The sequence below is a fragment of the Rufibacter roseus genome, from assembly GCF_001647285.1.
GTDB lineage: Bacteria > Bacteroidota > Bacteroidia > Cytophagales > Hymenobacteraceae > Nibribacter > Nibribacter roseus.
This window is the reverse complement of the sequence record NZ_LRML01000001.1, coordinates 35,760-59,976: the sequence shown is the minus strand read 5'-3', so window position 1 is coordinate 59,976 and position 24,217 is coordinate 35,760. Positions and strand designations below refer to the sequence as shown.

15 protein-coding genes are annotated in these 24,217 nt (G+C 47.0%); all 15 read right to left on the bottom strand.

The window, feature by feature from the left end; all coding sequences use genetic code 11:
- Positions 1–280: 280 nt before the first annotated feature.
- Entirely contained in the window at positions 281–970 is a 690-nt protein-coding gene (locus A8O23_RS00155; protein WP_066615162.1) for an RNA polymerase sigma factor, read from the bottom strand.
- A 446-nt stretch (positions 971–1,416) separates the two neighbouring features.
- Positions 1,417–3,507, bottom strand: coding sequence for a CehA/McbA family metallohydrolase domain-containing protein (locus A8O23_RS00150; RefSeq protein ID WP_066615806.1), 2,091 nt, complete (start codon positions 3,505–3,507; stop codon positions 1,417–1,419).
- A gap of 80 nt (positions 3,508–3,587) precedes the next feature.
- Entirely contained in the window at positions 3,588–3,770 is a 183-nt protein-coding gene (locus tag A8O23_RS00145; RefSeq protein WP_066615160.1) for a hypothetical protein, read from the bottom strand.
- Between the two features lie 119 nt (positions 3,771–3,889).
- Positions 3,890–5,080, bottom strand: a complete 1,191-nt coding sequence (locus A8O23_RS00140) for a DUF4185 domain-containing protein (protein WP_204377658.1) — start codon at positions 5,078–5,080, stop codon at positions 3,890–3,892.
- 86 nt (positions 5,081–5,166) lie between these two features.
- Positions 5,167–6,834 (bottom strand): arylsulfatase, encoded by a 1,668-nt coding sequence (locus A8O23_RS00135; RefSeq protein WP_066615158.1) that lies wholly within the window; start codon positions 6,832–6,834, stop codon positions 5,167–5,169.
- 87 nt (positions 6,835–6,921) lie between these two features.
- The gene (locus tag A8O23_RS00130) at positions 6,922–7,977 is read right to left on the bottom strand and encodes a formylglycine-generating enzyme family protein (RefSeq protein WP_239693286.1); all 1,056 of its coding nucleotides are present in this window, start codon (positions 7,975–7,977) and stop codon (positions 6,922–6,924) included.
- 105 nt (positions 7,978–8,082) lie between these two features.
- Positions 8,083–10,572, bottom strand: a complete 2,490-nt coding sequence (locus A8O23_RS00125; protein WP_066615156.1) for a glutaminase family protein — start codon at positions 10,570–10,572, stop codon at positions 8,083–8,085.
- A gap of 55 nt (positions 10,573–10,627) precedes the next feature.
- Complete coding sequence (locus A8O23_RS00120) at positions 10,628–12,814, bottom strand: hypothetical protein (RefSeq protein ID WP_066615802.1); 2,187 nt, start codon at positions 12,812–12,814, stop codon at positions 10,628–10,630.
- A 197-nt stretch (positions 12,815–13,011) separates the two neighbouring features.
- The gene (locus A8O23_RS00115; protein WP_066615154.1) at positions 13,012–14,130 is read right to left on the bottom strand and encodes a glycoside hydrolase family 76 protein; all 1,119 of its coding nucleotides are present in this window, start codon (positions 14,128–14,130) and stop codon (positions 13,012–13,014) included.
- Between the two features lie 138 nt (positions 14,131–14,268).
- Positions 14,269–16,572, bottom strand: coding sequence for a GH92 family glycosyl hydrolase (locus A8O23_RS00110; RefSeq protein WP_066615152.1), 2,304 nt, complete (start codon positions 16,570–16,572; stop codon positions 14,269–14,271).
- A gap of 166 nt (positions 16,573–16,738) precedes the next feature.
- Entirely contained in the window at positions 16,739–18,775 is a 2,037-nt protein-coding gene (locus tag A8O23_RS00105) for a glycoside hydrolase domain-containing protein (protein ID WP_066615150.1), read from the bottom strand.
- A gap of 180 nt (positions 18,776–18,955) precedes the next feature.
- Positions 18,956–19,696: a basic secretory protein-like protein gene (locus A8O23_RS00100; protein WP_082882810.1), complete on the bottom strand. Its 741-nt coding sequence runs from the start codon at positions 19,694–19,696 to the stop codon at positions 18,956–18,958.
- A 66-nt stretch (positions 19,697–19,762) separates the two neighbouring features.
- The gene (locus tag A8O23_RS00095; RefSeq protein WP_066615149.1) at positions 19,763–20,653 is read right to left on the bottom strand and encodes an ROK family protein; all 891 of its coding nucleotides are present in this window, start codon (positions 20,651–20,653) and stop codon (positions 19,763–19,765) included.
- Between the two features lie 203 nt (positions 20,654–20,856).
- Positions 20,857–23,145, bottom strand: a complete 2,289-nt coding sequence (locus A8O23_RS00090; RefSeq protein WP_066615148.1) for a GH92 family glycosyl hydrolase — start codon at positions 23,143–23,145, stop codon at positions 20,857–20,859.
- A 148-nt stretch (positions 23,146–23,293) separates the two neighbouring features.
- Positions 23,294–24,214, bottom strand: coding sequence for a PorP/SprF family type IX secretion system membrane protein (locus A8O23_RS00085; protein ID WP_082882809.1), 921 nt, complete (start codon positions 24,212–24,214; stop codon positions 23,294–23,296).
- Between the last annotated feature and the right edge of the window lie 3 nt (positions 24,215–24,217).

Here is a 24,217-nt window from a genome sequence, read left to right as displayed (position 1 = left end):
CAAAATCGTGCAAGGTCCGGTAGTGTCTTTCCATCAAAAATATAGGTAAGCTATTCTATTATAAGAAAGGAGAGATCAAACCAAAGTGACCCATGAGATTTGATTTATTTTTAATCTTTTTTCAAACCGCATGCATTACAAATTTCTTTTTTTAAAGAAAAGAGCTAAAAAGTAAGTCCCCATTGCTATTGTGGCAATACTGCCACAATAGCAATGGGGACTTACTTTACTGAAAATGAGCTGTTAAAGGAATATAATTGAGCTTCTACTCACTTGCCTGCTAAAGGAAGAACGTAGTCCCGCTTATGATAAATATGTGAAGCAATGCCCCAAGATGCAGCTCTTGATTGCCAAACTTGAAGTGCTCATTAAAACTCTGAAAAACAAAGGTAGAAGTTGTAGAGCTAACGGGAACACTGTGAAAGCTTTTCTGGAGGATATCAATCGCTCTATAGATAAGTTTATACACAGCCCTAGGTGTGATCTCTAACAAAGTAGCTATATCCGCAAACTCCATGTTTTGATAAAAACGGAGATAAATAGCTTCTTTTTGCCGCTCTGACAATTGCCCCACTGCCCGCTCTAAAAGAACATGTAAATGTTTTTCATCTTCAGCCTCAATTAATTTATGCTCTGAAGGAGTTTCCACTTTTGCCGAATCTGCAGATTCTTTATAAACAGAAACTCTTGTCGCTTCTTTTACTTTGACTGCTATATCTCTCCGTATGGCTCTAAATAGGTAAAACTTAATAGAAGTAGTAGGGCCCAACACATGGCGCCTGTTCCAAATAGTTACAAAAAGATCTTGCAGACAATCCTTTACTAATTCTTTGTCAGAATGTAATCGGCAACCGTAACTAAATAGAGTATCAGAAAAGACAGAAAAAATTTGTGCAAAAGCCTCTTCTTCACCCGCTCTGAATTTATCCCAAAGCTCAGCCTCCCCCTCCAACAATTGTGTTTTTTTCATTTTTAGAACTTTTGCACTGTAATTATATGAAATTATTTTAAATTTTCATCCATAAAATATTTTTTATTTAATTCGCCATTCTAAAATATGTGTGCTTTTAAGATGATTTAGCTGCGTTTTGAAATACAACTGGGTAAGTTAGCATGAAGCCTGAAATCTTTACTTCTGTCAGGTGGTGATATACAATGTATGATGGAATAAGAAATGGTGGATCTGAAGAGAAATTTATTCCATAAATGCCTTCTGAGTTAAACTGAGGCTGTTCATATTTGCTCTTAAAAAGATTTCCTATCTCTCCTTAGGCAATCATACATTGTATACCACAGTCAAAAATATTAGTTTACAGAGAGCCATCAGTATATAAGCGACGGTATAGGTGGAATATTTTAATCGTTTTGGTAGAAGGTATTCTTCTGTATGTTATAAAATTGAACATAATTAAACAGCTACTCCAGCCAAACCTGTTGCGTAAAGGCACCATTTGCCGCAATGTCCCACAACTCAAGCCTTACCCATTTCCGGTTTTTTAGATTAGCCGTAAATTTAAACTGCTTTTTCCCGAACGCCGTGGTGTTGTTCAATTGTATCCGCTCCCGGTAAACATTCTTGCCGTCACCAGAAACAATCTCCGCGAAATTTAAAGGGAAGGTCCAGTCCGCTGAAAGGACGATTTTTGTCTTACCAGAAGAAGAAAGTTTAGCCGTATCACCGGACTTTTTGCCATTTACGGTAAACACTGGTAACAAAACCTCTCCGGTTGAGACAAAGAACTTCCCTTGGCGCATCGCATCAAGCACCGGTTGCCAACCATCTTCAAAGTCAGGAAGTTTATCAAGTTGCAGATAATTGACATTTAAATGGGCGTACATTTCGTTTTGCTCCGTAATAGTAAAAATATCGCTCTCTGCTATCACATGCTTTTTTAATCCCCAGTTTGACATATCGTCAAGCAGGTTAAGGACACGCTTGCTTAAAGTAGGCAGAGAAAGATCTGCCGGAATAGCTTTCCAAGCTGCTCCCATATAGGTGTCGGATTTAAAAAAATCCTCTTCCTTATAGACATCAGGATACCCCGTAGAGGCCTTTGTTCTGGCATGTGCGGTCCAGGCCAGACCGTTTTCCAGTTCTAGTAATTTCAGCATTTCGTCTTTATTCCCAATCCGATATACTTTCCCATACTTGGGATGCTCTGAAACAAAAGGCATATCTGGCTTTCTTGACATAATCCAATTAACTGGTTTTGGAAAAAAACTTACCCAGTGGCCGCCATAAAAGTTGTTGGGCTCCTCCCCCGGCAGTAAAAGGAAATTACTGTCAGAAAGTCGGGCACACTGTTCGTGAAGTGCGTGCAGCTCTCTCAATCGTTCTTCATCCGGCCCCTTAGGATGTCCCGGTCCGTGAAACTCACCCAGATGAACAATATTCACTCCGGCCTTTTCAAATACCTCTTTAAATTCAGGCTTCTCTGGCACAGGCAAACCCTTTAGTACCACATCCATAATAAATTCATTGTGGAAGTGGCTGGCCATGGTTTTATATCCCGGAAGCGGGAGATAGGAGTCGCCGTGGGTAAATTTCTTCACTTCCTCTAAGATTCCTGCAGGACTGCCAGTATCCAGCAAGCAGAAAAAATTCAGGCGCTGATTTGTGTTAGGGGGGGCGTTGAACCAGGGAACAAACCGCCTGTCCCCCAAGGGATCTTGGCGAATACCTATTCCAAAGCCAGGCATCCTGCCCCCATACTTCTGGCCCCACCAGGTGAATTTTAGATTAAAAGCCTCGTCCAGGGGGTAGAAATATTGGTGCGGCGGAGGAAATAAGGCAAGGCTCCCGCCATTACTTTGCCCGATGATGGTGCGGTACTTTACCTCCTGGTCTATCGCAGGAGTTTCGTGCACAACCTTAGTAGTTTGAAGCACATTCTTTACGTTGGACCAGGAGATATTTTGCCAAACCTGTTTTTCGCTTACCAGACCGGCGTCATACAGAATAGCGGTAGAATCAACTTCTGTAGCCATAACAGCCGCTACATTAAATAAGGGGCTGCCATTGTATAAGGTTATTTCAAGCGCCCCCTTAAATGAGTTCGCCTGCATATCCGAAATACGGATAATGGTGTGAGCGCCGGAAGTAGTTACGCTTGCAGAACGCTTGTCAAAAGCTACCAATTGAGTTTTAAAAGGCTTCTGAGGAACTCTATCAAAAAACACATCCCATCCTCCGCTTTTTGGGTCCAGGGTCCTTTTACCTACCGTAAGAATGAATGCAGGATCTAGTCCAGCGGCAATTTCTTTAAAATCAGCATTTAATTCCAGCCCCATGGTTTTAAACAAGGGTTTGCTCTTTTCCAGATTAAGTACTAACCTTCCCTTTCTATCCTTACCAGCAGGCCATTTAACTTCTATCAGCTTACCTTCTACCAGCACCTTAACCCCGTTACGTTTATTGAAGTGGGAGATATCTACGAGTTGCTGCGCTTGTAGACGTAAAGTACACATGAGGAATAGAAGCAAACCGCAAAATATTTGCGCTTTCATAAACACCTGTTTGGTTTGGTAAGGAATCATTTAATAGAAATTAGTTAGAAAATGAAAATTGCAAATCTTAATTCTTCAGGTCAGGTAAGCGAACTGGTATGTACTTCTAAATTTGGGTTATCAGCCAATAAGCGGTTGCCATTTCCCAATTTTAACTTAGTGGTGAAAAGACTGCCGTGGTTTTTGTTTGGTAAGGTGCGACCCACGTTGCTTATATAGATGAAGACTCCCCTTCTATCCAAATCTTTCAGTATTTCCAGCATTTTGTGGTGCTCCCGCCCAAGCAAACCGTTTCGTGCAGTTTAGGTACCAATTCTTTACCATATCTAATTTTATGACTTCTGTAATCAATCTCCACTCAGTTCTTCAATTCTATGATACCTTATGGTTGGATTTTTACCTCTGTTGACATTAAGAAAACATTGTATGGATCCCATAATGACATAGTGAAATAAAGCTTATCTCCATGATTCTTTAAGGGATGAAAATAAGGAGAATATAACCCAGGATAGTCCTTTTCTGAGGCAAGGATTTTTAGGTCACTCCAGTTACCGTTTAATTCCTTTGCATCCCGATAAACCACTGCATGCATCTTCTTTCCTATTTTAGGATCATAGGCAGCGTCATAACTATAGGCAATTATCCACCTTTCGTACTTTTCATGATAAATCAAGGAAGCTTCTCCAACCGGGCCTGGGATGACAGCCGTTGCAGCGTGCTCCTTATTCCTTACCCATTGTTTTGAGTCGCCATTCCAGTATTCATATTTTCCGATTTCCTCTATATCCTTCTCCTTAAACCGGGCTAAAAAGGCCGCACTCCCCCTTCCTGCTTGTGTACCGATCATGTAAACAATCCCATCCCTTTTCGCATAGCAGACTTGTGAGAATTTACTTTCCGGCTTGAAGGTAATTTGCTCTTTTCTCTCCCAAGTTTTCCCTTGATCATAAGAAGCATATAGAGAGGAAAAGTTAGTGAGCCATTTTCCATTACCTCCGGCCCATTCATAAATATTCATGTAATGCACATAATCTACACCTGCAGCCCTTATAGCGGCTGTTGGAATTGAGGTATTATACTTCCCAGGGTTATTTTTTGCACCTGCACATATTTCTCTTGCCTTACCATTAGTATCAAGTGCCATACTTGAAATGGTTAATCCATCCTCCAAATCAACATCATTGGAAAAAGCAAGAACATTAGAACGCCAATTGCTTCCATTCCCTCCTCCTTTTCCGGCTATGAAGTCTCTTCCGTTTGTATCTCCAAAAAAGATTCCCACACGTGAGCTGTCCATTGTCCAAAAGATGCCCAAATCCGTTCCTCCTACGTCGTAATCTTTAGCCGTGCTATTTGGGCTAGGAAATGTTTCCCCGTTTAACGGGCTCCCCGTAAGTCTGGCAACTTGTTTCACATTTGTTAGTGTTATTTCCCTTTGTTTTGTCGCTGTATTTTTTTGCCTAGATTTTACTTGTGCTAGTACCATAGCTGGCAATGAAAAAATAAGTAACAGCAGGAACAACGAGAGAAGTGTTCTGTTAGTCATAAATTCTAATTTCTTGGCAAGCTTCACTCACAGTTTTACAATGATTTGGGTAGTCATCATTAAAAGCCTCCCAGTGGTAAACACCCAAAATTCCTCCCCACTAGAACATTGAATCATGGGGCAGGCAAAGCCTTTGTCTCATAAGCCATCTTCTGCCAGGTCTGGGAAAGCTCCTGCACTTTCTGGGGGTATCTCTCAGATAGATTCTGCAACTCTGTCCTGTCTACTGCCAGGTTGTAAAGCTTCCAGGTATCATTGGCATCCAGCCTGACCAGCTTCCAATCTCCCTGCCTGAGAGCACCAGCCCCAAAATGCTCCCAGAAAATAACTGAATGGCCTTTTTGTTTATTTCCTGCCACTGTAGGTAAGAAGCTTTTGCCCTGCATGGGCGTGATGGGCCTACCGGCAAAAGTGGAAGGATAAACTGCGCCCGAAGCTTCCAGACAAGTGGCCATGATATCCATCACGTGCCCTGGGTAATTGGTGATATCTCCTCCACTTTTAATTTTCAGGGGCCAATGCACAATCAGGGGAGTGGCAATTCCTCCTTCGTAAACTCGGGCTTTATAATATCTGAAAGGTGTGTTGGCCACATGCGCCCACTCAGGACCAATGCCTGCATGCACGGTTTGTGGACCGGGCAAATGCTTTTTCTTTACCGGAAACAAAACCTCCCTTCCATCGCGGGTGCTTCCCGCTCTGTCAAAGCCGGGACCATACTCAGAAGGGCGCTCACTGCTTGCCCCATTGTCAGATAGGAAAAGGAGGAGGGTATTCTCTAGTTTTCCCTTTTCTTCCAGCTTTTCAATAAGTTTTCCTATCGTTTGGTCCATACGGTCCACCATGGCCGCATGGACAGCCATGGCTCTGGCATCAAATCCCTTATCAGGATTATTATCCCAATTTTTCTCTGGAAACATGAAGGGCGACAAGACAGTATTCTCCTTCTGGAAAAGCCCCAGCTCTAACAGCCTTTCATATCGGCTTTTCCTAATGGCCTCCCACCCTGCTTTATAGGTGTTTTTATACTTTTTGATATCCTCTGGCAGAGCTTGCAGCGGCCAATGGGGTGCTGTGTGAGCAACGTACAGGAAGAATGGTTTATCTTGCTTTGAGAAATCTTCTATGTAAGCCACGGCGGTATCTCCAATGGCAACGGTATGGTAATAGTCCTTAGGAACTGATTTTACCGGCCTGGTACCGTTCACCAAACTAAAGGGGTCAAAGTAGTCTACCACCCCCCAAATATTGCCGTAGAATTTATCAAATCCCCTATTTGCCGGGTATTGGCCTAGCGGGGAGAAGGCAGGATATTGAGTTTGGTGTGCCAACCATTTCAGCTGCTCATCTTTTTTCAGTTCCTCAGTCTGGGAAACATGCCACTTGCCTACCATACCCGTGTTATATCCTGCGCTTTTCAGCACCTCGGCCAAAGTCACCGTGTTTTCAGTAAGATAGCCCCGGTAACCCGGCAGCCTGTTATCAAATGTCATGGCACCTACGCCCGCCTCATGCGGGTAAAGCCCAGTCAGGAGAGAGGCTCTGGAAGGGCAGCAGCGGGAGGTATTGTAGAACTGCGTAAATCTCACGCCGTTTTTAGCTAGTTTGTCCAGAGCAGGCGTTTGAATTTCGCCCCCATAGCAACCCAGATCAGAATAGCCCAGGTCATCTGCCATAATGACCACAATGTTTGGGCGGTTGTCTTTTTTTTGACCTAACCCTGCTGTGCCTCCCACTGTGGCCATGAGCACCATTATTGCTGAAAGTAAATAGTATTTCATAATATCTAAATTCTATGATTTTAAATCTAATCGAAGAGGCAAATACCAGATGCTTCACGCCAGAACGGGTATTCTTTCTTATAGTCTCTAGTGTGGTGGTTGACCTTCTTTCACGCACCTGAACCCTAAATTGCTGGAGGCACTGGATACTTCTCCTTTGCCCCTGCTGCCAGCCCTGTACCGGGTACAATACTGGTCACTGCACAGAAAAGAGCCTCCGCGCTGCACCCGTTTCACGGCGGTAGGCTCTTCCGGATCAAAACTGTTTTCTGGCCCTTTGGGATTGTCCTGAGGGCTGTTCAGATAGTAATCCGGTTGGTAAAAATCTGAGCACCATTCCCAAACATTCCCCTCCATATCATATAACCCAAAAGGGTTGGCAGGGAAGGTTTTTACAGGAGCTGCCCCCAGAAAGCCATCATCAGCGGTATTGGCATGAGGAAACTGGCCCTGAAAAATGTTGGCAGGCCATTTTCCATTTGGTTTCAGTTCGCTTCCCCAGTAGTACATCTGATTCCCTTTACCGCCCTGCGCCGCAAATTCCCATTCCGCTTCGGTAGGCAAGCGCTTTCCTGCCCAATTAGCGTAAGCTGTTGCATCTTCATAGCTTACATGCACAACCGGCATCGTTTCCCTTCCTTTTATGGAACTGCTAGCTCCTTCCGGGTGCTGCCAACTTGCTCCGGGTACAAATTGCCACCATTGAAGCGGATTATGGAAGGACACCTCCTGCGAAGGAGGCATAAACACGGCAGAACCTGCTCTTAGGTTCTCAGCAGGTACTCCAGGAAAATCTGCTGGGTCCAGCGGCCGCTCAGCCACGGTTTTGTACCCTGTAGCCGCTACAAACCTGGCAAATTCAGCATTGGTCACCTCATGCTCGTCCATCCAAAAACCATTTAACCTTACTTCATGAATGGGTTGCGCATCAACAGCCGAAGGGTCACGTGAGCCCATCTGAAAAGAACCGCCCTGTATCCAAACCATTTCAGATGGATCCGATGCCAGGGAAGCTGCTTCTTTCACTACTTCTGAATTGGTTGAAGTAGCAACCGGAAAGGTGTTCTCCTTCCCTTCTGTCCGGCAACCCAGAAAAATACTAGAACTGCACCAGATTAGCCATACCACCACTTTCTTTTCCAATGGCTTCAATATTAATTAAAACTTGAGCGATTAATTCAGGTTCCAGGCACATGAGGTTACCGGAAATTCTGGCTTCTGCAATGGCCTGTAATCTGAAAATTAAATTTACCTGGACCCTAACTTGACTTCCTTCTCTTCCATCTTGTTTTCCAGCACTTTCATGAAGTAACCACCTACTACAGAGCGGGCCCGGAAGTTAGGAACGTCAGCATTGGTGGTCTCGTGCCAGTCACTGATTGGGATTCTGAAGGAAGTTTCGTTTGCGTACTTCCATACTGGTGCGATAATAGCTTTGAAATCCTGGGCGTTATCTGCTAAGGTGGCGGTCCAGACAATCCAGTCAGATTTTGTGTAAGTTTTGCGGCTATCCAACGGAAGCCCGTACTTGCCTTGCTTCTTGAGGTAATAACTCACTTCTTTTTTCCGGACGCTTTCCGGAAAAATGTTCAAATCCAGGATGGTGTCCCAGGCAAGGTTGTATTTCTGGCTCCAGGTTCCTGGTTTCTCAAACGCCAGGGTATAATGGTCGCCGTCATCGGCGAGTTTCATCCAATTCTGCGCCATCTCTTTGGCAACTTCTTTGTACTGTTTTGCTACATCGGCTTCGCCCAGCATACCTGCCATCATACCGTAAGCCGCAAGGGCTTCAATAGCTTTTACTGAAAGGTTTGCATTGCGGGCCAGGTGTCCGGCAAAGTCATCCGTGGAGAGTTGATTTTCTGGGTCGAAACCGCTTTTCTTCAGGAATTCAGCCCAAGTGGTCAGGGTTTTCCAGTGTTTCTTGGCGTATTCGGCGTTGCCTTCTGCCTTCGCGATAGCCGCGGTAAGGATGAGCATATTGCCCGCTTCTTCCACGGGCATGTCCTCGCCGTATGTCTGGCCGTTGGCAATGGGGTACGTTCCCAAGTCATGTGCCGGGAAAGGCTTTTTCCACTGACCACTTTCGCTGTAATAGAAAATTCCGTTTAACATGCCTTTGAGCAAGTCTGGGTTGTAAACTAGAAACAATGGCGCAGAAGGATAGGTTACGTCCACCGTCCCGATGGAACCATTGCTAAAGTTTTCCTTAGACAAAAACAAGATTTCCCCCTGTGGGCTCTTCACCAGTGTATGAGCCGAAATGGCCTGCCGATATGCTAACTCACACAAATCTGCGTATTGTTTTCCGCCCGCTTTTTCGGCATCCTGGTACATCTGCTTGTCAAACGACTGGCATTGCTGCATGATTTTGCTGTAGTCGGCAGAAGCCTGCGCCAGTTCTTTTTCAATGGTAGCGGAGGCATTGTTTTTCCACCATGGCTTAAGGTTCTGTTTGAAGTACTGCACGGAATACAATTCATCATAACCCAGCAGAAAGACCTGCTCTTTGGCTGTGGCTCCTACCTTGCCTAACGGCACGATGCTACTCAACACCAGGCTTCTTCCTTCCTGTGTGTTCTGCGGATTACCGGCCGAGGCCGAAATAAACGGCGTTATTTCTCTGCCCACTGGAGACACATATTGAATGGCTTTGGCACTAGCCGGAACGGCTACATACAGGTACCCCCAGTCAATGCGTATATTATCTCCCTTCTTCTGGAGCATGGGTTGCTCTTTGGTACCGGTTTTAAGAATAGATAGTTTTTCTGCCGTGTATTCATCGCTTATAACTTCTTGGTCTGGCGTATTAACAGCCAGGTCTGAGGAGACGCCCAAGTACAACTGCACATCATGCGTTGCTTTATCATTCGATTTCGTTTTGACGGCAACATAGGTTACCGGGCGCGCCAGCACATCCAGGTTGTTCAGCAAGAGCGGAGAGGTGAAAGTAGCCGTCACATCTACTTTTCCGCAGGTAAATTGGTAGATGGTTTGGGTGGCGTTGAGTTGCACGCTTTTCTGCACAGCCGGAGTTACTTTGGCGTAGGCTTTGGAGTTTTCTTCCCGCACCAGGCCCGCATCTAACCAGCGCCCCCCAGCGGAATTGGCTACGTGAATGGCCAATACGTTACCATCTTTTTTCAATTTTTTAGCGACGTTGGCAGGGATGGGAATATAGTCATATTTATGGGTCCAGCCAGAATGGCGGTAGATTTCCTCACCGTTAAGGTAAACCTCTATGTTGTCGTCGTGGCGTAGCTTTAAGTATAAGTTTTCCTTATCGGCGTCCTCCAGCGAGAAAGTTCTCCGCACCCATAAATTGCCGCTCTCCCACATGGTTTTGACCTGGCCTTTATCATCGCCAAAAGGGGCGGGACCGGTCTTCCAGGCAACTGTTTCAAACTGGGGATTCATCCAACCGGCATCGGGTACGCTTTCTGTATACGTGAAGGAATATGGCTTTTCATCGGCGGCAGCCACCACTGTCTGGTATGCCTTTGACTCCTTGCCTAAGAAACGGTATACTTGCCCGTCTACCTTCACCATTCCGGTAAGGGCTGCCTCCTGGCCAGTCCAATGCCTGGTTGGTGCTTTTGCCAATTCATCACCAAACGACCAAACACTGAAGTAGGTGTTATGGGTGATCAAAGGATACGCAGGGGCTCTCAGGTTTTGAGCGTTCAGCATTACCTGGGGCAACCATACCAGGAATAATAACAGACTAAATTTTTTCATAAAGCAGCTATAACGTTAGATTAAATATCAATTGAGTCTTCTTTAACAGGTTTACTTACCAATTCACCTGTACCCTGATGCCTTTGCTGTCATTTTCAAACTGTACCAGATAGGTCTTAGTCTCCTTGTGCCAATCGGTTTTTATATCTGATAATTCCTGGCCATTGGCATCTGTCAAGGTGATGTTCTTTGGTTCTGCCGGAAGCACCATCCTCATAGCGTTTCTGGTATTAGAAGGACTTTTTGTCAGAAAGGAGTAAGACCTCTTTCCTTTTTTCTCTTCGTACACCCTTGAGGCTGCACAAAGCACGGCGGGTTCTTTTCTGCTTTTCAGGCGGGTAAGGTTGTACAGGTAAGCTTGCTGCCCCGGCTTCACAATTTTTTCTGAAAGCACAGGCAACTCCGGATTAAACAGGTCAACCACCGGCCCGGGTATCCTTAAGGGAGCATCACCTACGCTTTCGTCTAAAACCGCAGCAATGTCATAGGGTCCCCGTTGAAGGTAAAAATGGTTTTTAAGAGTTACTTTTCCGGCCTTCGCATCCGTTTCGTAGGCGTTTTGCACCAGTGAGAGAAATTCAGAATCCTGACCAGGCTGCAACACCAACTCTTTTGGATCACGACGGACAATATACACTTTGCCTTTTCCCACAGGGTAGCTTTGTTTGCCCGGGGCCTCCGAAATGCCCAGTTGCTCAAAGAGGTGCTCTGATGGCGCTTTGTAGGTTTTGCCGTCTGTGTTCCACCATTCTTTCACGGTTTGAAAAGGGTCCTGGTCACGACCCACATACACCAACACTCCCCCATTTTTAACCCATTTAGCTAAATTCTCATGTGATACTGGTGACATGGGTTTCATGTTGGCGTAGCTCATGATCAGTACTTTGGTATTTTTTAGGGTTTGGTCTAGCCCCAGGTTTTCCATGTGAACCGTACCTACCGGAATGCCTTTTTTCAGGAGCGGCATTACCATGCCGTAGAAGTTAGAAAGCTGCGGATCCTCATAGCCTTTATGCGTAGGGAACCGCTGAAACATCATGGAATTAGCCAGCAGGATATCAATTCCTTTTGTTCCACTCACCTCGTTTGAAGACAGGGGCATGTTATTTAGGGAATTCACCATGACCTGCATTTGGGTGGCGTAGGTTCTGGGGATGGGTATCGCAGCATCGCTGTTCTCCATCTTGAACTTACCCAGATAGATTCTTTTAGGCCAAGGCATTACCTCATAAGACGCCACCGTGGGGTACAGCAGCTGCGCCGTGAAAGTCGCCTCATAATTTCGCTTGTAGTCGTCCCAGGTTTTTCGCCGGTCTTCAATAGGATCAGTGAGGAAGAACATCTTCCGGCCGGTAGGTGCCGTCATGGACACCATGGATCCATACTCCAGAAAAGCATTCTCAAAAACGCGCTCCTTTAAGACACCATTAAAGTGGATGGGCTCCCGGGATGTGCCGGTCCAAACTTGGGCAATGTAACCGTCCATTCCCTCCAGATTTGCCAGACTGGCTTCCGGACTTACAATCGCCCAGGAGGAATAGTTGATGAGTGAGTGGGTGGGAACATAACACTTGACGGTGACTCCTTTGCTTTGGCTGTATGACCGCACATAGGCAAATACTTCTTTCAATGCATTGAAATAGAGCTGATATTTAAGCTTTGAAGACAGATAAGTAGCCTCAGGTGATTCGTCCTGCGCCATCCAGGGGAAACCGTACTGTTTTTCCCATTCCTTTTTGAAAGAAGGGCCATAGCCGGCGCGGGCCCAGAACTCCGGCTCTTCTAAGTGCACGGCGGATACGCCGGCATCAATTGCTCTTTTCACCAGCCCCTTCATATAAGTGAGATAAGTAGCCGAGGGAACCACGTACGGCACGTCTTTGCCGTGCCAAATGGTTTCGCCGTTTTTCATGACCTGGCCATCTTCCCAGTGGGTTTTTCCGTCATAGTTCCCGGTAAAGTAGTCCTGGTATTCGCCCCAGGCAATGCCCGTCATAAAATGTACTTTGTAGCCTTTGTCACGCCAGCTTTTCACGCGGCCCTCAAAATCACCGCCCGCATCATGAATACCATAAACAATGGCCACGTCAGAGCGCACGTCATAGTCGGCTGCCCAAGCATCTGCTATCTGGAAAGCGGTTTTTTCACCATCAGGCTTGGGGCCTTTTTGCTGGCCATAGCTACTCCACCCCAGTAACAGGATACCACTCAGAAATAAAGCTACTCTTGTTTTCAGGACCATAAGCATTGCGTTAAATGAGCGTTGAAAATAAGGCTGTTAAACCCTTGGGATTTGATTGGCAGACACTTTTACCACTGCCTTCCGCATTTTTTACTTCCTGTTTTTGGCCTGTTTTTAGAAAAACAGCAAAAACAGGAAGTAAAAACCAAAGAAAATTTGTCAAAGCCGCCTTTGCAGAAAACCTAAAGAAGCTTAAGCTATTTGGTTGGCGGGGTTACCTGCATCATGCCTACTACACTGCTGGCCTCATAAGACTGAATGGTGCCGGCAGGGGCTGGAACCCGATAATCTCTAAAAGTGAGATCCCGCGTTTTATCGCGGTTTTTCCAAGCCAGCGCGATGTTGTCCTGAATCCAGGGTAAGTATTGGGTCTGACCTGCGTCTTTGATGAGCATCATGATATAGCGCCCAAAGATGGCTTTCAGAACACCCTGCTCATTCCAGTCACCCTCTGCGGGAAGAATACCTTTGGCGTCACTCATCTTCTGCCTGGTATAGTCAGCAGCCATCTTGGCATCGTTCAGGTAAGACTCAGTGCCGGTGGCTTTGTACAGCATCACGGCCGCGCCGATGGCGGTGCCCTGGTTGTAGGTATAATCACTCCAGCCAACGTTGCCCCGGGCTACGTTGATGTTGTCTGCTATGCGGCCGTTGCTGAAAAGATTGGCTCTTGACCAGGCGTAAATGTTCTTTGCTTTGTCTAGGTACTGCTCATCTTTGGTGATGTTGTACAGCTCCATGGCGGCAATAACTGTGGGGTAATTGATACAGGCGTTCTTACCGTCTTTGGCAAAATTCCAGAACATGCCCCCGTTTACTGGATCATAGGATCTGCTCCAAACGTTTTCAAACCCTTCTTTGGACTTATCAAGATAAACCTGGTTGCCGGTAATGCCATGGGCTCTGGCCAACGAGATAATCCACCACATCATGTCATCATAGATAAACCATTCACGGGTGTTGTTCCAATTGTAGCCGTCGTACTCCTGAAACCCGCCCTGGTACATATCATTGACCATGGTCAACTGACTGGCTTCTTTGGTGCGGTTGTAGGCATCCATGGCAATATCCCAATAAATAGCCTGGGTCCAGATGGCTCCCAATCCCGTCTTGGCAGTGGTACTGTAGTACAGCTTTGCCTCTGGATTATAAAAATGGGTGTTAAACGCATCATAAGCGGTATCAACATCGGCCGCTGTAAAAGAGGCCGCTTCCACGGGTTTAGTAGGGGTTACCTCCTCCTCTTCTTTATCGCTTCCGCAACCTAGAAATAGCAGCACCACTACTGACAATGAGAAATAATTTAACTTTTTCATGTGGTTGACTTTACATTTTAAATACCTGATACTGCCAGACAAGTGTTTCTTTCCGCCGTTTCAATTTTTCCTGTTTTCGCCTGCTTTTAGAAAATCAGGCCGAAAACAGGAAACCTGAATCTGGTTCCACATCTCAGTTTACTTTCCGCCCAATCCTGTTTCCTTATTTCCGCCTGCGGCGGATAAAGAGAAAGGTTTGTTTTCCTCTTTGATGCCTCTATTCAAAGCTGGCTTGTCTCCCATTACAAAGCTTAGAGTTCCGCCGGCTACAATGTCTGCGTGCTGGATATAGTTGTGCTCATATGGTTTGCCGTTAAGCGTAGCCGATTGGATATACACATTCTGCTTGCTGTTATTCTTGGCCTCCACGGTGAACTTCTTGCCGTTCTCCAGGGTGACGGTGGCTTTTTGAAAAACCGGGCTCCCAATCACATATTGGTCGGTGCCTGGGCAAACGCTGTAGATTCCTAAAGCGCTTAGCACGTACCAGGAGGATGTCTGGCCTTGATCTTCATCACCTGGATAGCCGTTCTCAGTTGAGTTGTATAGCCGGTCCATGACCATGCGCACTTTCTGCTGAGATTTCCAAGGCTCGCCGCCGTAGTTGTAGAGATACGGCATGTGTTGTATGGGTTGGTTGCCGTGGGCGTACTGCCCCATATTGGCCATCACCATCTCAGTCATTTCATGGATCATCCTTCCATAAGTCCCTACTTTCACAGTATTAGGCACACTAAACACAGAATCTAGTTTGGCGGTAAACCGTTTCTCGCCACCCATTAGGTTAATCAAGCCCTGCACATCCTGAAAAACCGACCATTGCCAATGCCACGCGTTGCCTTCCGTATAAGGACCTCCCCATTCAACCGGGTCAAAATTTGGCAACCATTCGCCGTTCGCCAGTCTGCCGCGCATGAAACCGGTAGTGGAGTCATACACGTTTTTGTAATTGTACATTTGCTTGGCAAAAACCCGCTCATAGAAAGGTTGGTCCGTTAGTTTGGCTAATTGGTAGCCGCAAAAATCATCATAGGCATATTCCAGCGTTTTGGCCGTCGCTTCGCCATGCCGCGGCATGGAAACATACCCCAGCGTGTAGTAGTCTTTCCAGCCTTCTCGGCCGTTGGCGGGGCCCCAAGGACCTTTGTTGGTGGCTTCATGATGGTACGCTTCCAGGGCTCTTTTGGGATCGAAGGTGCGAATCCCTTTAACCCAGGCATCGGTCAGCAGGGAGATGGCGTGATTCCCGATCATACTGCCGGCCTCCCCAGGAAAAGACCAGGAAGGAAGCCACCCACACTGATCCTTTGCATCCAACAAGGCTACCATGTACTGTCCGTGCATGGTAGGGTGCAGGATGGAATTAAGCGGAAACTGCGCCCGGAACGTATCCCAGAAGCCAGTATCAGTGTACATATAGCCGTCATGAACCTTCCCGTCATATGGGCTAAAGTAGTAAGGCTGTCCGTTTTTGCCGTATTCAAAGAACTTGCGTGAAAACAGGCTGGCCCGGAAAAAGCAGGAATAGAAAGTGGCTTTCTCTTCCTCCGTACCGCCCTCTACCATCACTCTGCTCAGGTGCTTATTCCAAACTTCCCCAGCGGCGGCTTTGGTCTCTTCCAACTTTTTGAATTTGCCAAGTTCCCTGGCTAAGGTCAGCTCAGCCTGCTCAGGGCTAATGTAAGAAGAGGCAACTTTCGCCTGCACTGTCTCGCCGTCTTTGAACTGCACATACGCTCCAATTCCTTTTCCTTCTCCCATCAAGGCACCTTCAGAGATTTTGTCTTCCTTATTTTCCCATGTACCCTGGCTAATGAAGGGTTTGTCAAAGACAATCACAAAGTAACTTTTGAAGTTATCCTTCAAGCCTCGTCCGTTATGCACATATCCAATAATCTTTCGCTCTTTGGGGATGATCTTCACCATGCTTGCGCCAGTATACCCATCTAAAACGATATAGGATCCCTTAGAGCGAGGAAAAGAAAAGCGGGCGTGCACTCCGCGCTCGGTAGGAGACATCTCTGTAGTAATATTATTATCTAATTTAACTTTGTAGTAGTGGGGTTTTCCTACCTCGTTGGCATGGCTGAACTTGGTAGCTCTCTTGTCTTCATTTACTACTAACGTACCCGTCACTGGCATTAGGGAAAACACCGCATAGTCATTGGACCAGGAGCTGCACTGGTGAGCCTGCTGGAATCCTCTGATCGTGTTCTTTGCATATTGGTACTTCCAGCCATCGCCATTCTTCCCGGTTTGAGGAGTCCAGGTATGCATCGCAAACGGCAATGCAGTGGTGGGATAAGTGTTTCCGCGGGTTAGTTCGAAGGATGAATTGGTGCCCTGCAATGTATTCACATATTGCACCAAGTCAGGGGTACCGGCAAAGAGCGATGAGCAGCAAAGCCAAAGCGAGAAAATGAGAAGGGGTCTAAATTTCATCTGTTTTTATGGTAAAGTAAAATAAGCATATGCGAATTCAGGTTGAAAGAAGCCGCCCCTTGAAGTTTGCAGCCTCATATTTGAAAACTTCTGGTGAACCAGCGCTTTTATCGTAACTTAAAGGACGGACTGCGCTACCTGGGAGCCCGTGCCAATCAGTTTCATTCTATTTATCTATCGTGGACACCCATCTGTTTTCCACTCCCCATGTTTTTTCAGGGGTTTCCGAGGCCACTATTCTCAGGTTTCCGCCCCTGGCAATCTCCTCGTGGGTAAGCCAGTTACGGCTTAGTTTCTTTCCGTTCAGAAATGCCTCTTTTACATAACAGGAGTTTGCCGTATGGCCTTGGACTTCAATGGAAAAGTTCTTCCCATCTGGCCATTTAAACTCCACTGATTCAAACAAAGGAACATGCAGGTAATATACAGGCCAACCAATGGCGGCAGGATAAATGCCAGTCGCCGCGAAAACAAACCAGGAGGACATGGCACCGGCATCGTCATCCATGGTCCTGAGATAAGCAGCTGGCTGGTTTTTGAAGATGGGCCCAATGTAAGAACCTATTCCTCTGCTGTTGTCGTTGAAATAATGCTGCACTACAGTGTCTACTGCTAGTTTATGCATCCACCCCTGGGCTTTCCAAGGTTCCTTTGAGGCATTGTACATGGATGGCACGTGCAAATCCGGCTCATTAGCTCGGTTGAACAAATCCCTCCCGAAGAATTCATCTAATTGCTGCACAAAAGCCTCGTCTCCCCCTGTTAAATGGATAAGGCCTTTTACATCAAAAGGAACTGACCATCTATATTGCCAAACAGTTCCCTGATACATGCCCCGGACGGACATGCGGTCCACATCATGGCGCGTCAGGTCTTTAAAGTCTTTTATCCAATAGTTTTTGTATTCCATTGCTTTTGCCAGGTATTTCTGACTTAGGTCCTTATGATTGATTTCAGCCAAAATCTGGGACAATGCCCACGTATCATAAGATGATTCCAAAGCTTTGTCCGGGCGCCCAAAGTCCAGCTTGTCTACCTCCTGCACCAGAGAGTCTCTGATGCCTTCAAAGTCTAAGGTGTATCCTTTCCGGTAAGCATCAAGGAGCGCTACACCGGCATGTTCTGTCCGCACAGTATTGGAAGGCTCGTGTGCGGTGGCGTAATCTTTCTTGCCGTACCGGTACAGATTGGCAATGGACGTGGCAATGTTTTGAAATTGATCAGGATACGCCAGTGACAGCAAGGGAAGCTGTGTCTTGTAGTTATCCCAAATAGACCAACCGTTGTACACCGCTGCCGCGGAGGACTGAAGCGAGCCATCGGTTGCCCGGAAGGTACCGTCCTTCTCTGATACAACATAAGGCGATTGTAAAGTACGGTACAGCAAAGAATAAAACAGCTTCTCCCTTTCCGGAGCACCTTTCACTTGAATCTGCCCCAGCATCTTATTCCAGTCCTGAGCACTTTTATTTTTAATCTCTTCAAAAGAGCCGGTTTCCAGTGAGGCCTTAGCATAGGGAACATCCACCGATGAAAACCCAATTTCAACCTCAGCAACCTTTTGGTCCGCAGGCAGGATGGCTATCAACTTATGCTTTTCTTTATGTGACCAATGTACTGGTTGCCTAAACCTGAGGTAGTAGTACAGACGATATGTTCCTGCACCACAGGTAGTCTTTGATTCAACCCACCCATTCACGGAGGAGCCTTCCAGTACATGTTCCTCCGCCACGAACCTGTTCACAAAGGCATGGCTCAGGTCCAGGTAAACACCCTTCTCCCCCTCCGGAAAATAGAACCGTTGCAAACCAGCTTTTTTGTAGACAGCAACCTCTGCTGTGATTCTATTAGAGAAACCTACCCGGTAAAATCCTGGACTTGCGTCTTCGGAGATTTTAGTGAGCGTTGTTTCATGTGGAGACTTCCCCAAAAAAGGTTTTATGAGAATATTTCCTCCGCTTCCCTCACATCCAACCCCCTCAAAACGGTTCATAGTGAAACCTAAAAACGTTTTAGCAAGATACTCATACCCCATATGAGTAGTGGGATAAGTCTGTGGACCAATGCTCATCATGCTGAATGGATAGGAGGCCGCCGGAGATAATTGCCCATGATCTCCGGAGGATCCCAGAAAAACATTTACCAGTTCTGCTTTTGGTGAATCCCCAGTATTGGACCCAGAAAACCGAACGACCTTCTCCATCTTTTGAACAGAGCAGGAGCAGAAGAGGAAAACAGAAAGACAAAAAGTTAAAAGCCTCATTCTAAATTTTTGGGGTTGAAAAGGAAATTGTTTTCAACAGCAGCACAACCATCAATATTTTCAAGCTACTTACAAATCCTGCCGCTTTCTAAACCTCCTATTTTAGGGTTTAGTCTCTGGCTACAGCGCCGGGTTCATGGCGTATTGCTGCCATAGTTCATCTACTGTGTTACCAGTCAATTTCATCCAAATCTCAGGGGAATATTTCTGGTTTCGCAAAGCTGCATCTAAGCTGTCAACTATGGTTGGATTTCTGTTTTTTTCCAACCACACTAGAAAACGGCCGGTAATGCGGTAACTGTTGGTATAGTGGTGCTCTGGCTTAAAAGGAGTTAATGACCAACCTCCGCCAGCATTATCCACCCCGTATGTGTAGCGGACATAATCGGTAATGCCTTCGGTAAGCCACCCTGGCCCGGCCCCATTTCTGTAAGCCTGCACCAAATGGAAGGCCTCATGCGTGACCACATCAATATCTCCTGGGTTCTGAAGCATCCAAAGCGGACTATACCTAATGATACCATCACTTGCCGCTGCAACGCCTTTGTAAGCAGGATCAATAACAAAGATAACTTTTCTGGTTGCCTCAGGGTTGAACCGGGCTGCTTCTTTCGGGTACACCTCAAAAAACGTATCAATCATCCGGTTTTTGATCTGGTCTCCTTGCTGGGCGAAGGCTTTGTCCCGGTTGTAGAAAATGAGCGTGTAAGGACCTCTGGTGATTGAATCTTTACTTAAATATTTTCCAATGTAAGACCAATCATCAATGCGGTCTATGTTTTTCTCCTGGCTAAATCTGGAGGCACATCCAGCGGAAAATAAGCTAATAGCTAGCAAGGAACCTATCAGGAAACGTTTCATATAACAGTAGGGGGATTGTAAGTACAACATTGTTTGAAGCTATGTCACTTTATTTTACTCATAACATTAGGCTTCCACTTTTTCAAACAAGCTTCCTTTCCAGGAACTAGCCGCCCCAATCAATGCCGACTCCTCACCCAGCTCGGCTACCCGAATAGAGATGGACAAAGCAGCGGCGTTCAAACACTTCTCCAACTCCTTGGAAAACAAGTGATACGCTTTGGAAATATTACCACCTATTACCACCATAACTGTATCAAGAGGCTGTACCACTGTCTGAATGAATCCGGCTAAATTGCGGCCAAATTCATCAAAAACGGCTTGGGCTGTTTGGCTTTGTAGCGCAAGGTGCGACAGTTCTTTAACTCCGTTTACCTTGTGGCCAGTGAGTTCAAAAAACCTGTTCACAAACCAACGCGTAGACAAGTAATCCTCAGCGATTCCTTCCTTAAATGGTGAATCCCATAAATCCGCATCCTCTACTATTCCATGGCGGCTCCAGGCGGAACCCAAACCGGTTCCTAAGGTCAGCCCAAGGACATGTTCCACTCCTTGCGCGGCACCGCAGAATACCTCGCCTTGCAGGAAGCATTCCGCATCGTTCAGGAACCTTATGTCCTCTGCTTTTATCAGGAGTTTCTCCGCCAACAATTCCTTTATATTCAGTTTGTAGAGAATGTCGTATTTATTCTGGCCTTTGATAAGGGAAATTCCGTTTTGATAGTCAAATGGCCCAGGCATGGCAATCCCTATTTTACCAGAAGAAGCACCGTCAAACTTCTGAGCCTGTTGTATGACTTCACACCAGTTCTCGATGATTTCGGCAACGGTACCTTGGGTATTAATTTCCTTTCGGACATGGCTCCCTAAAACAAGGACACTCTTTTCCATATCCACAAGGGCAGCAGAGATATGCGAACCTCCTACATCTATGCCCACTACTTTTGAATGATTCATGAATGATAAATTTTACCTCGTAAAAGCCACAAACACGGCATTAATACGCTTTCCCGACTTACCCATATTTCCTTCTGCAATACTTAATAGTTATCAAATCTCTCCCGAAGAGAGCTGCCCCAACCATTCTCATGAAAGGTTTAAGGAAGGATCAACAAGAAACAAATTAATCCTACCTATCCTTTCCCGCCCTGAGTGACAGATTATGGTTTAGAGAAAGAATAGGGGTAAGCACTTTGCTCTACACCTCTTTGTCTATTCGGCTCTGATCCCATCTGGAACTTCAGTTTCGCGCCTTTCATCAAGTCGAAATGGTCCAGCCAGTTTCGCTCATAGGTTTTGCCGTTGAGCTTGAGCGACTGCACATAGCGGTTCTTGTCGCTGTTGTTGGGCGCCTCTATCACCACCTTCTCCCCATTCTCCAGCTCCAGAGTCATTTTGGGGAAGAGCGGAGCGCCCAGCACGTACTGGGTGGTGCCGGGCGTGACGGGGTAGAAGCCCATGGCTGAGAATACGTACCAAGCCGAGGTTTGCCCGTTGTCCTCGTCGCCGATGTAGCCGTCCGGGGTAGGCTTGTACATACGGTCCATGGTCTCGCGTATCCAGTACTGTGCCTTCCAGGGCGCGCCGGCGTAGTTGTAGAGGTAGATCATGTGCTGGATGGGCTGGTTGCCGTGCGCGTATTGGCCCATGTCGGCGATCTGCATCTCCCTGATCTCGTGAATTACGCTGCCGTAGTAGCTCTCGTCATAGATTGGAGGCAGCGAGAACACCGAGTCCAGCTTCTTGACGAAGTTCTCTTTGCCGCCCATTAAATTCACCAGCCCCTGCACGTCATGGAAGACGGACCAGCTGTAGTGCCAGCTGTTGCCCTCGGTGAAGGCGTCCCCCCACTTGAAGGGGTTGAACGGGGCCTGGAAGGTGCCGTCCTGGTTCTTCCCGCGCATCAGGCCTGTAGAGGGATCGAACAAGTTACGGTAGTTCTGACTGCGTTTGGCGTACAGGTCAATCTCAGCCTGAGGCTTGTTCAGCGCCTTGGCCAGTTGGTAAATAGTGAAGTCGTCGTAGGCGTACTCCAGGGTGCGGGCGGCGTTCTCGTTGATTTTTACGTCGTAGGGCACGTACCCCAGCCTGTTGTAGTACTCCGCGCCCTTGCGCCCAATGGCGGTGATGGGCCCTTCATTGTTGGCGCCGTGCAACAGGGCCTCGTAGAGCTTCTCAATATCATACCCGCGTAATCCTTTGATGTAGGCGTCCGCCACCACCGAGGCTGAGTTGTTGCCCACCATGATATCGGCGTAGCCGGGGCTGGACCACTCTGGGAGCCAGCCTCCCTCTAGGTAATCATTGACCAAGCCGGCCTGCATCTCGCGGTTGATGCTAGGGTACATCAGGTTCAGGAAGGGGTACAGTGCCCGGAACGTGTCCCAAAAGCCAGTACCGGCGAAGCGGTAGCCGTCGTGCACCTTGCCGGTGTGGGGGCTGTAGTGCACTACTTTGTTCTGGGCGTTTACCTCGTACATCTTGTGGGGGAAGAACAGCGTTCGGTACAGGCAGGAGTAGAACGTGCGCAGCTGCTCGTCCGTGCCGCCTTCCACTTTTATCTTGCCCAAAGTAGTGTTCCACAGACGGCGTGCTTTTTCTTTGGTGGCTTCAAAATCATCCTGCGCCAGTTCGCGTTTCAGGTTTAGCTCTGCTTGCTCTAGGCTGATGAAGGACGAGGCGACTTTCAGGTTTACCTTCTCCCCCTTGGTCGTCTTGAAGCCGATCACCGCGCCCGAGTGGTCAGAGGTTAATTCCAATGTTCCTTTCTCTGCCAAGTTTTTACCTCTGAAAGTCCTGGCTAGGGCGATGGGCTTGTCCACGTAAATGACGAAGTGGTTTTTGAACTCCTTCAGCGGCCCCCGGGCGTGCTTGGTGGTGTAGCCAATGATCTTCCCTTCCGCGGGCAGTACCTTTACATAAGAGCCGTTGTCCAGCGCATCGATTATGATGAAGGAACTGTCGGACTTGGGGTAGGTGAACCGGAACTGGGCGGCGCGCTCCGTGGGGGTAAGCTCCGCCGTCACGTCATGGTCGGCTAGGTAGACGCCGTAGTAGTAGGGCTTGGCGGTCTCTGACTTATGGGAGAACCAGCTGGCCCGGGCGTCTTGGTCGAAGCGCATTTTGCCCGTCACGGGCATGATTACGAACTGGCCGTAGTCATTCATCCAGGGAGAGGGCTGGTGGGTCTGCTTAAAGCCCCTGATCCTGTCAGCGTCGTAGGTGTAGGCCCAGCCGTGGCCCATGGTGCCGGTCTGCGGCGTCCACAGGTTCATGCCCCAGGGAACGGCCACCGCCGGGTAGGTGTTGCCGGTGGAGAGCTCAGGCTTAGAGTCCGTGCCCATGAGCGGGTTGACCAACTCTGCAGGTTCAAACGTGGAATTGTTCTTCTTTTGGCCAGTTACAAAAAGAGGTAGGCTTACTAAAATGCAGATAAAGATTTTTTTCATTAAAATTAAGCTTTGCTGTAGCCCAATGGCTTATTTGGAATATTAGGTATGATCCCACTAGAGTCCCCAATACACGGTCTAAAGAACCGAGTATTGGGGACAATTATTTTTCGGGACTAATTAGATTTAGATGTAAAATAACAGGAAACTATTGCGCGCTCCAGAGTGACACCCTGAGGCCGAGTTCAAAACTACCCTTCACCCCCTCAAGGCTATTCATAGCCGAAGAGCCGGTGGTATACATTCCGGTGAGGGCTAATTTCCTTTTAACGTCCGCACCAAAACCGAAGGTAACATTCTTAGAGCTGTGGTACATACCAAACAAATTGAATTGATTATCAACAAAGGTCAGGTTAGCACCTGCATCAATGAGGTCATCAAACCCTTTCACTCCCCGATAGACGACTTTAGGCTCTACCCCAACACCCGATCCGAGGGTTATTCTATAACTGGCAGCAGCAAAGTAGGTAGAACGGTTGATGGTATTACTCTCATTTAGGCTCTTATCTAGGAAAGCTCTGATATTGGGAAATGAACCTTGAACCGTGAGTTTATCATCCGTATAGGCAACTCCTACTTCACCCTCAAAATAAGGTTTCTGGTCGTTGAATCGCGTCACAGTGTTATCATCCGCATCGCCTACCACTTCATCCATATCGATCTGCTCATTCACTATCCCTGCTGACAATCCGAAATGCAATTTACGGTTTCCTTCGTTTAGAGGAAGGTGATAAGAGTAGGTCGCCATGGCTCTAGATCTCTTCATTACTCCTTCTCTGGTTTGCCCTAGATTGAGGCCAAGCCCTACTGTACTATTAAGGCTATAATCAGCCGTTATAGCCTCTGTGGCAGGAGCCTCAGGAATACTCCCCCACTGGTTGCGGTAATGCAAGTTTAACCTAAGCCCCTCTTTTAAACCCGCCATTGCCGGATTTGCCAGATATTGATTCTGAAAATAAATTGCCTTCAAAGGGTTAATTTGGGCGACACCCTGCCTTACCAGAGACACGCAGCAGAAGAGAAGGAGAAAGAAAGGCAGACCTTTTTTCATGTTATATATCTTTTTCATAAC

Bases quoted from the DNA above. Each gene is read 5' to 3' on its own strand.
- A8O23_RS00155 (WP_066615162.1), bottom strand. From the start codon at position 970: ATGAAAAAAACACAATTGTTGGAGGGGGAGGCTGAGCTTTGGGATAAA.
- A8O23_RS00150 (WP_066615806.1), bottom strand. From the start codon at position 3,507: ATGAAAGCGCAAATATTTTGCGGTTTGCTTCTATTCCTCATGTGTACT.
- A8O23_RS00145 (WP_066615160.1), bottom strand. From the start codon at position 3,770: ATGCTGGAAATACTGAAAGATTTGGATAGAAGGGGAGTCTTCATCTAT.
- A8O23_RS00135 (WP_066615158.1), bottom strand. From the start codon at position 6,834: ATGAAATACTATTTACTTTCAGCAATAATGGTGCTCATGGCCACAGTG.
- A8O23_RS00125 (WP_066615156.1), bottom strand. From the start codon at position 10,572: ATGAAAAAATTTAGTCTGTTATTATTCCTGGTATGGTTGCCCCAGGTA.
- A8O23_RS00120 (WP_066615802.1), bottom strand. From the start codon at position 12,814: ATGGTCCTGAAAACAAGAGTAGCTTTATTTCTGAGTGGTATCCTGTTA.
- A8O23_RS00115 (WP_066615154.1), bottom strand. From the start codon at position 14,130: ATGAAAAAGTTAAATTATTTCTCATTGTCAGTAGTGGTGCTGCTATTT.
- A8O23_RS00110 (WP_066615152.1), bottom strand. From the start codon at position 16,572: ATGAAATTTAGACCCCTTCTCATTTTCTCGCTTTGGCTTTGCTGCTCA.
- A8O23_RS00105 (WP_066615150.1), bottom strand. From the start codon at position 18,775: ATGGAGAAGGTCGTTCGGTTTTCTGGGTCCAATACTGGGGATTCACCA.
- A8O23_RS00100 (WP_082882810.1), bottom strand. From the start codon at position 19,696: ATGAAACGTTTCCTGATAGGTTCCTTGCTAGCTATTAGCTTATTTTCC.
- A8O23_RS00095 (WP_066615149.1), bottom strand. From the start codon at position 20,653: ATGAATCATTCAAAAGTAGTGGGCATAGATGTAGGAGGTTCGCATATC.
- A8O23_RS00090 (WP_066615148.1), bottom strand. From the start codon at position 23,145: ATGAAAAAAATCTTTATCTGCATTTTAGTAAGCCTACCTCTTTTTGTA.
- A8O23_RS00085 (WP_082882809.1), bottom strand. From the start codon at position 24,214: ATGAAAAAGATATATAACATGAAAAAAGGTCTGCCTTTCTTTCTCCTT.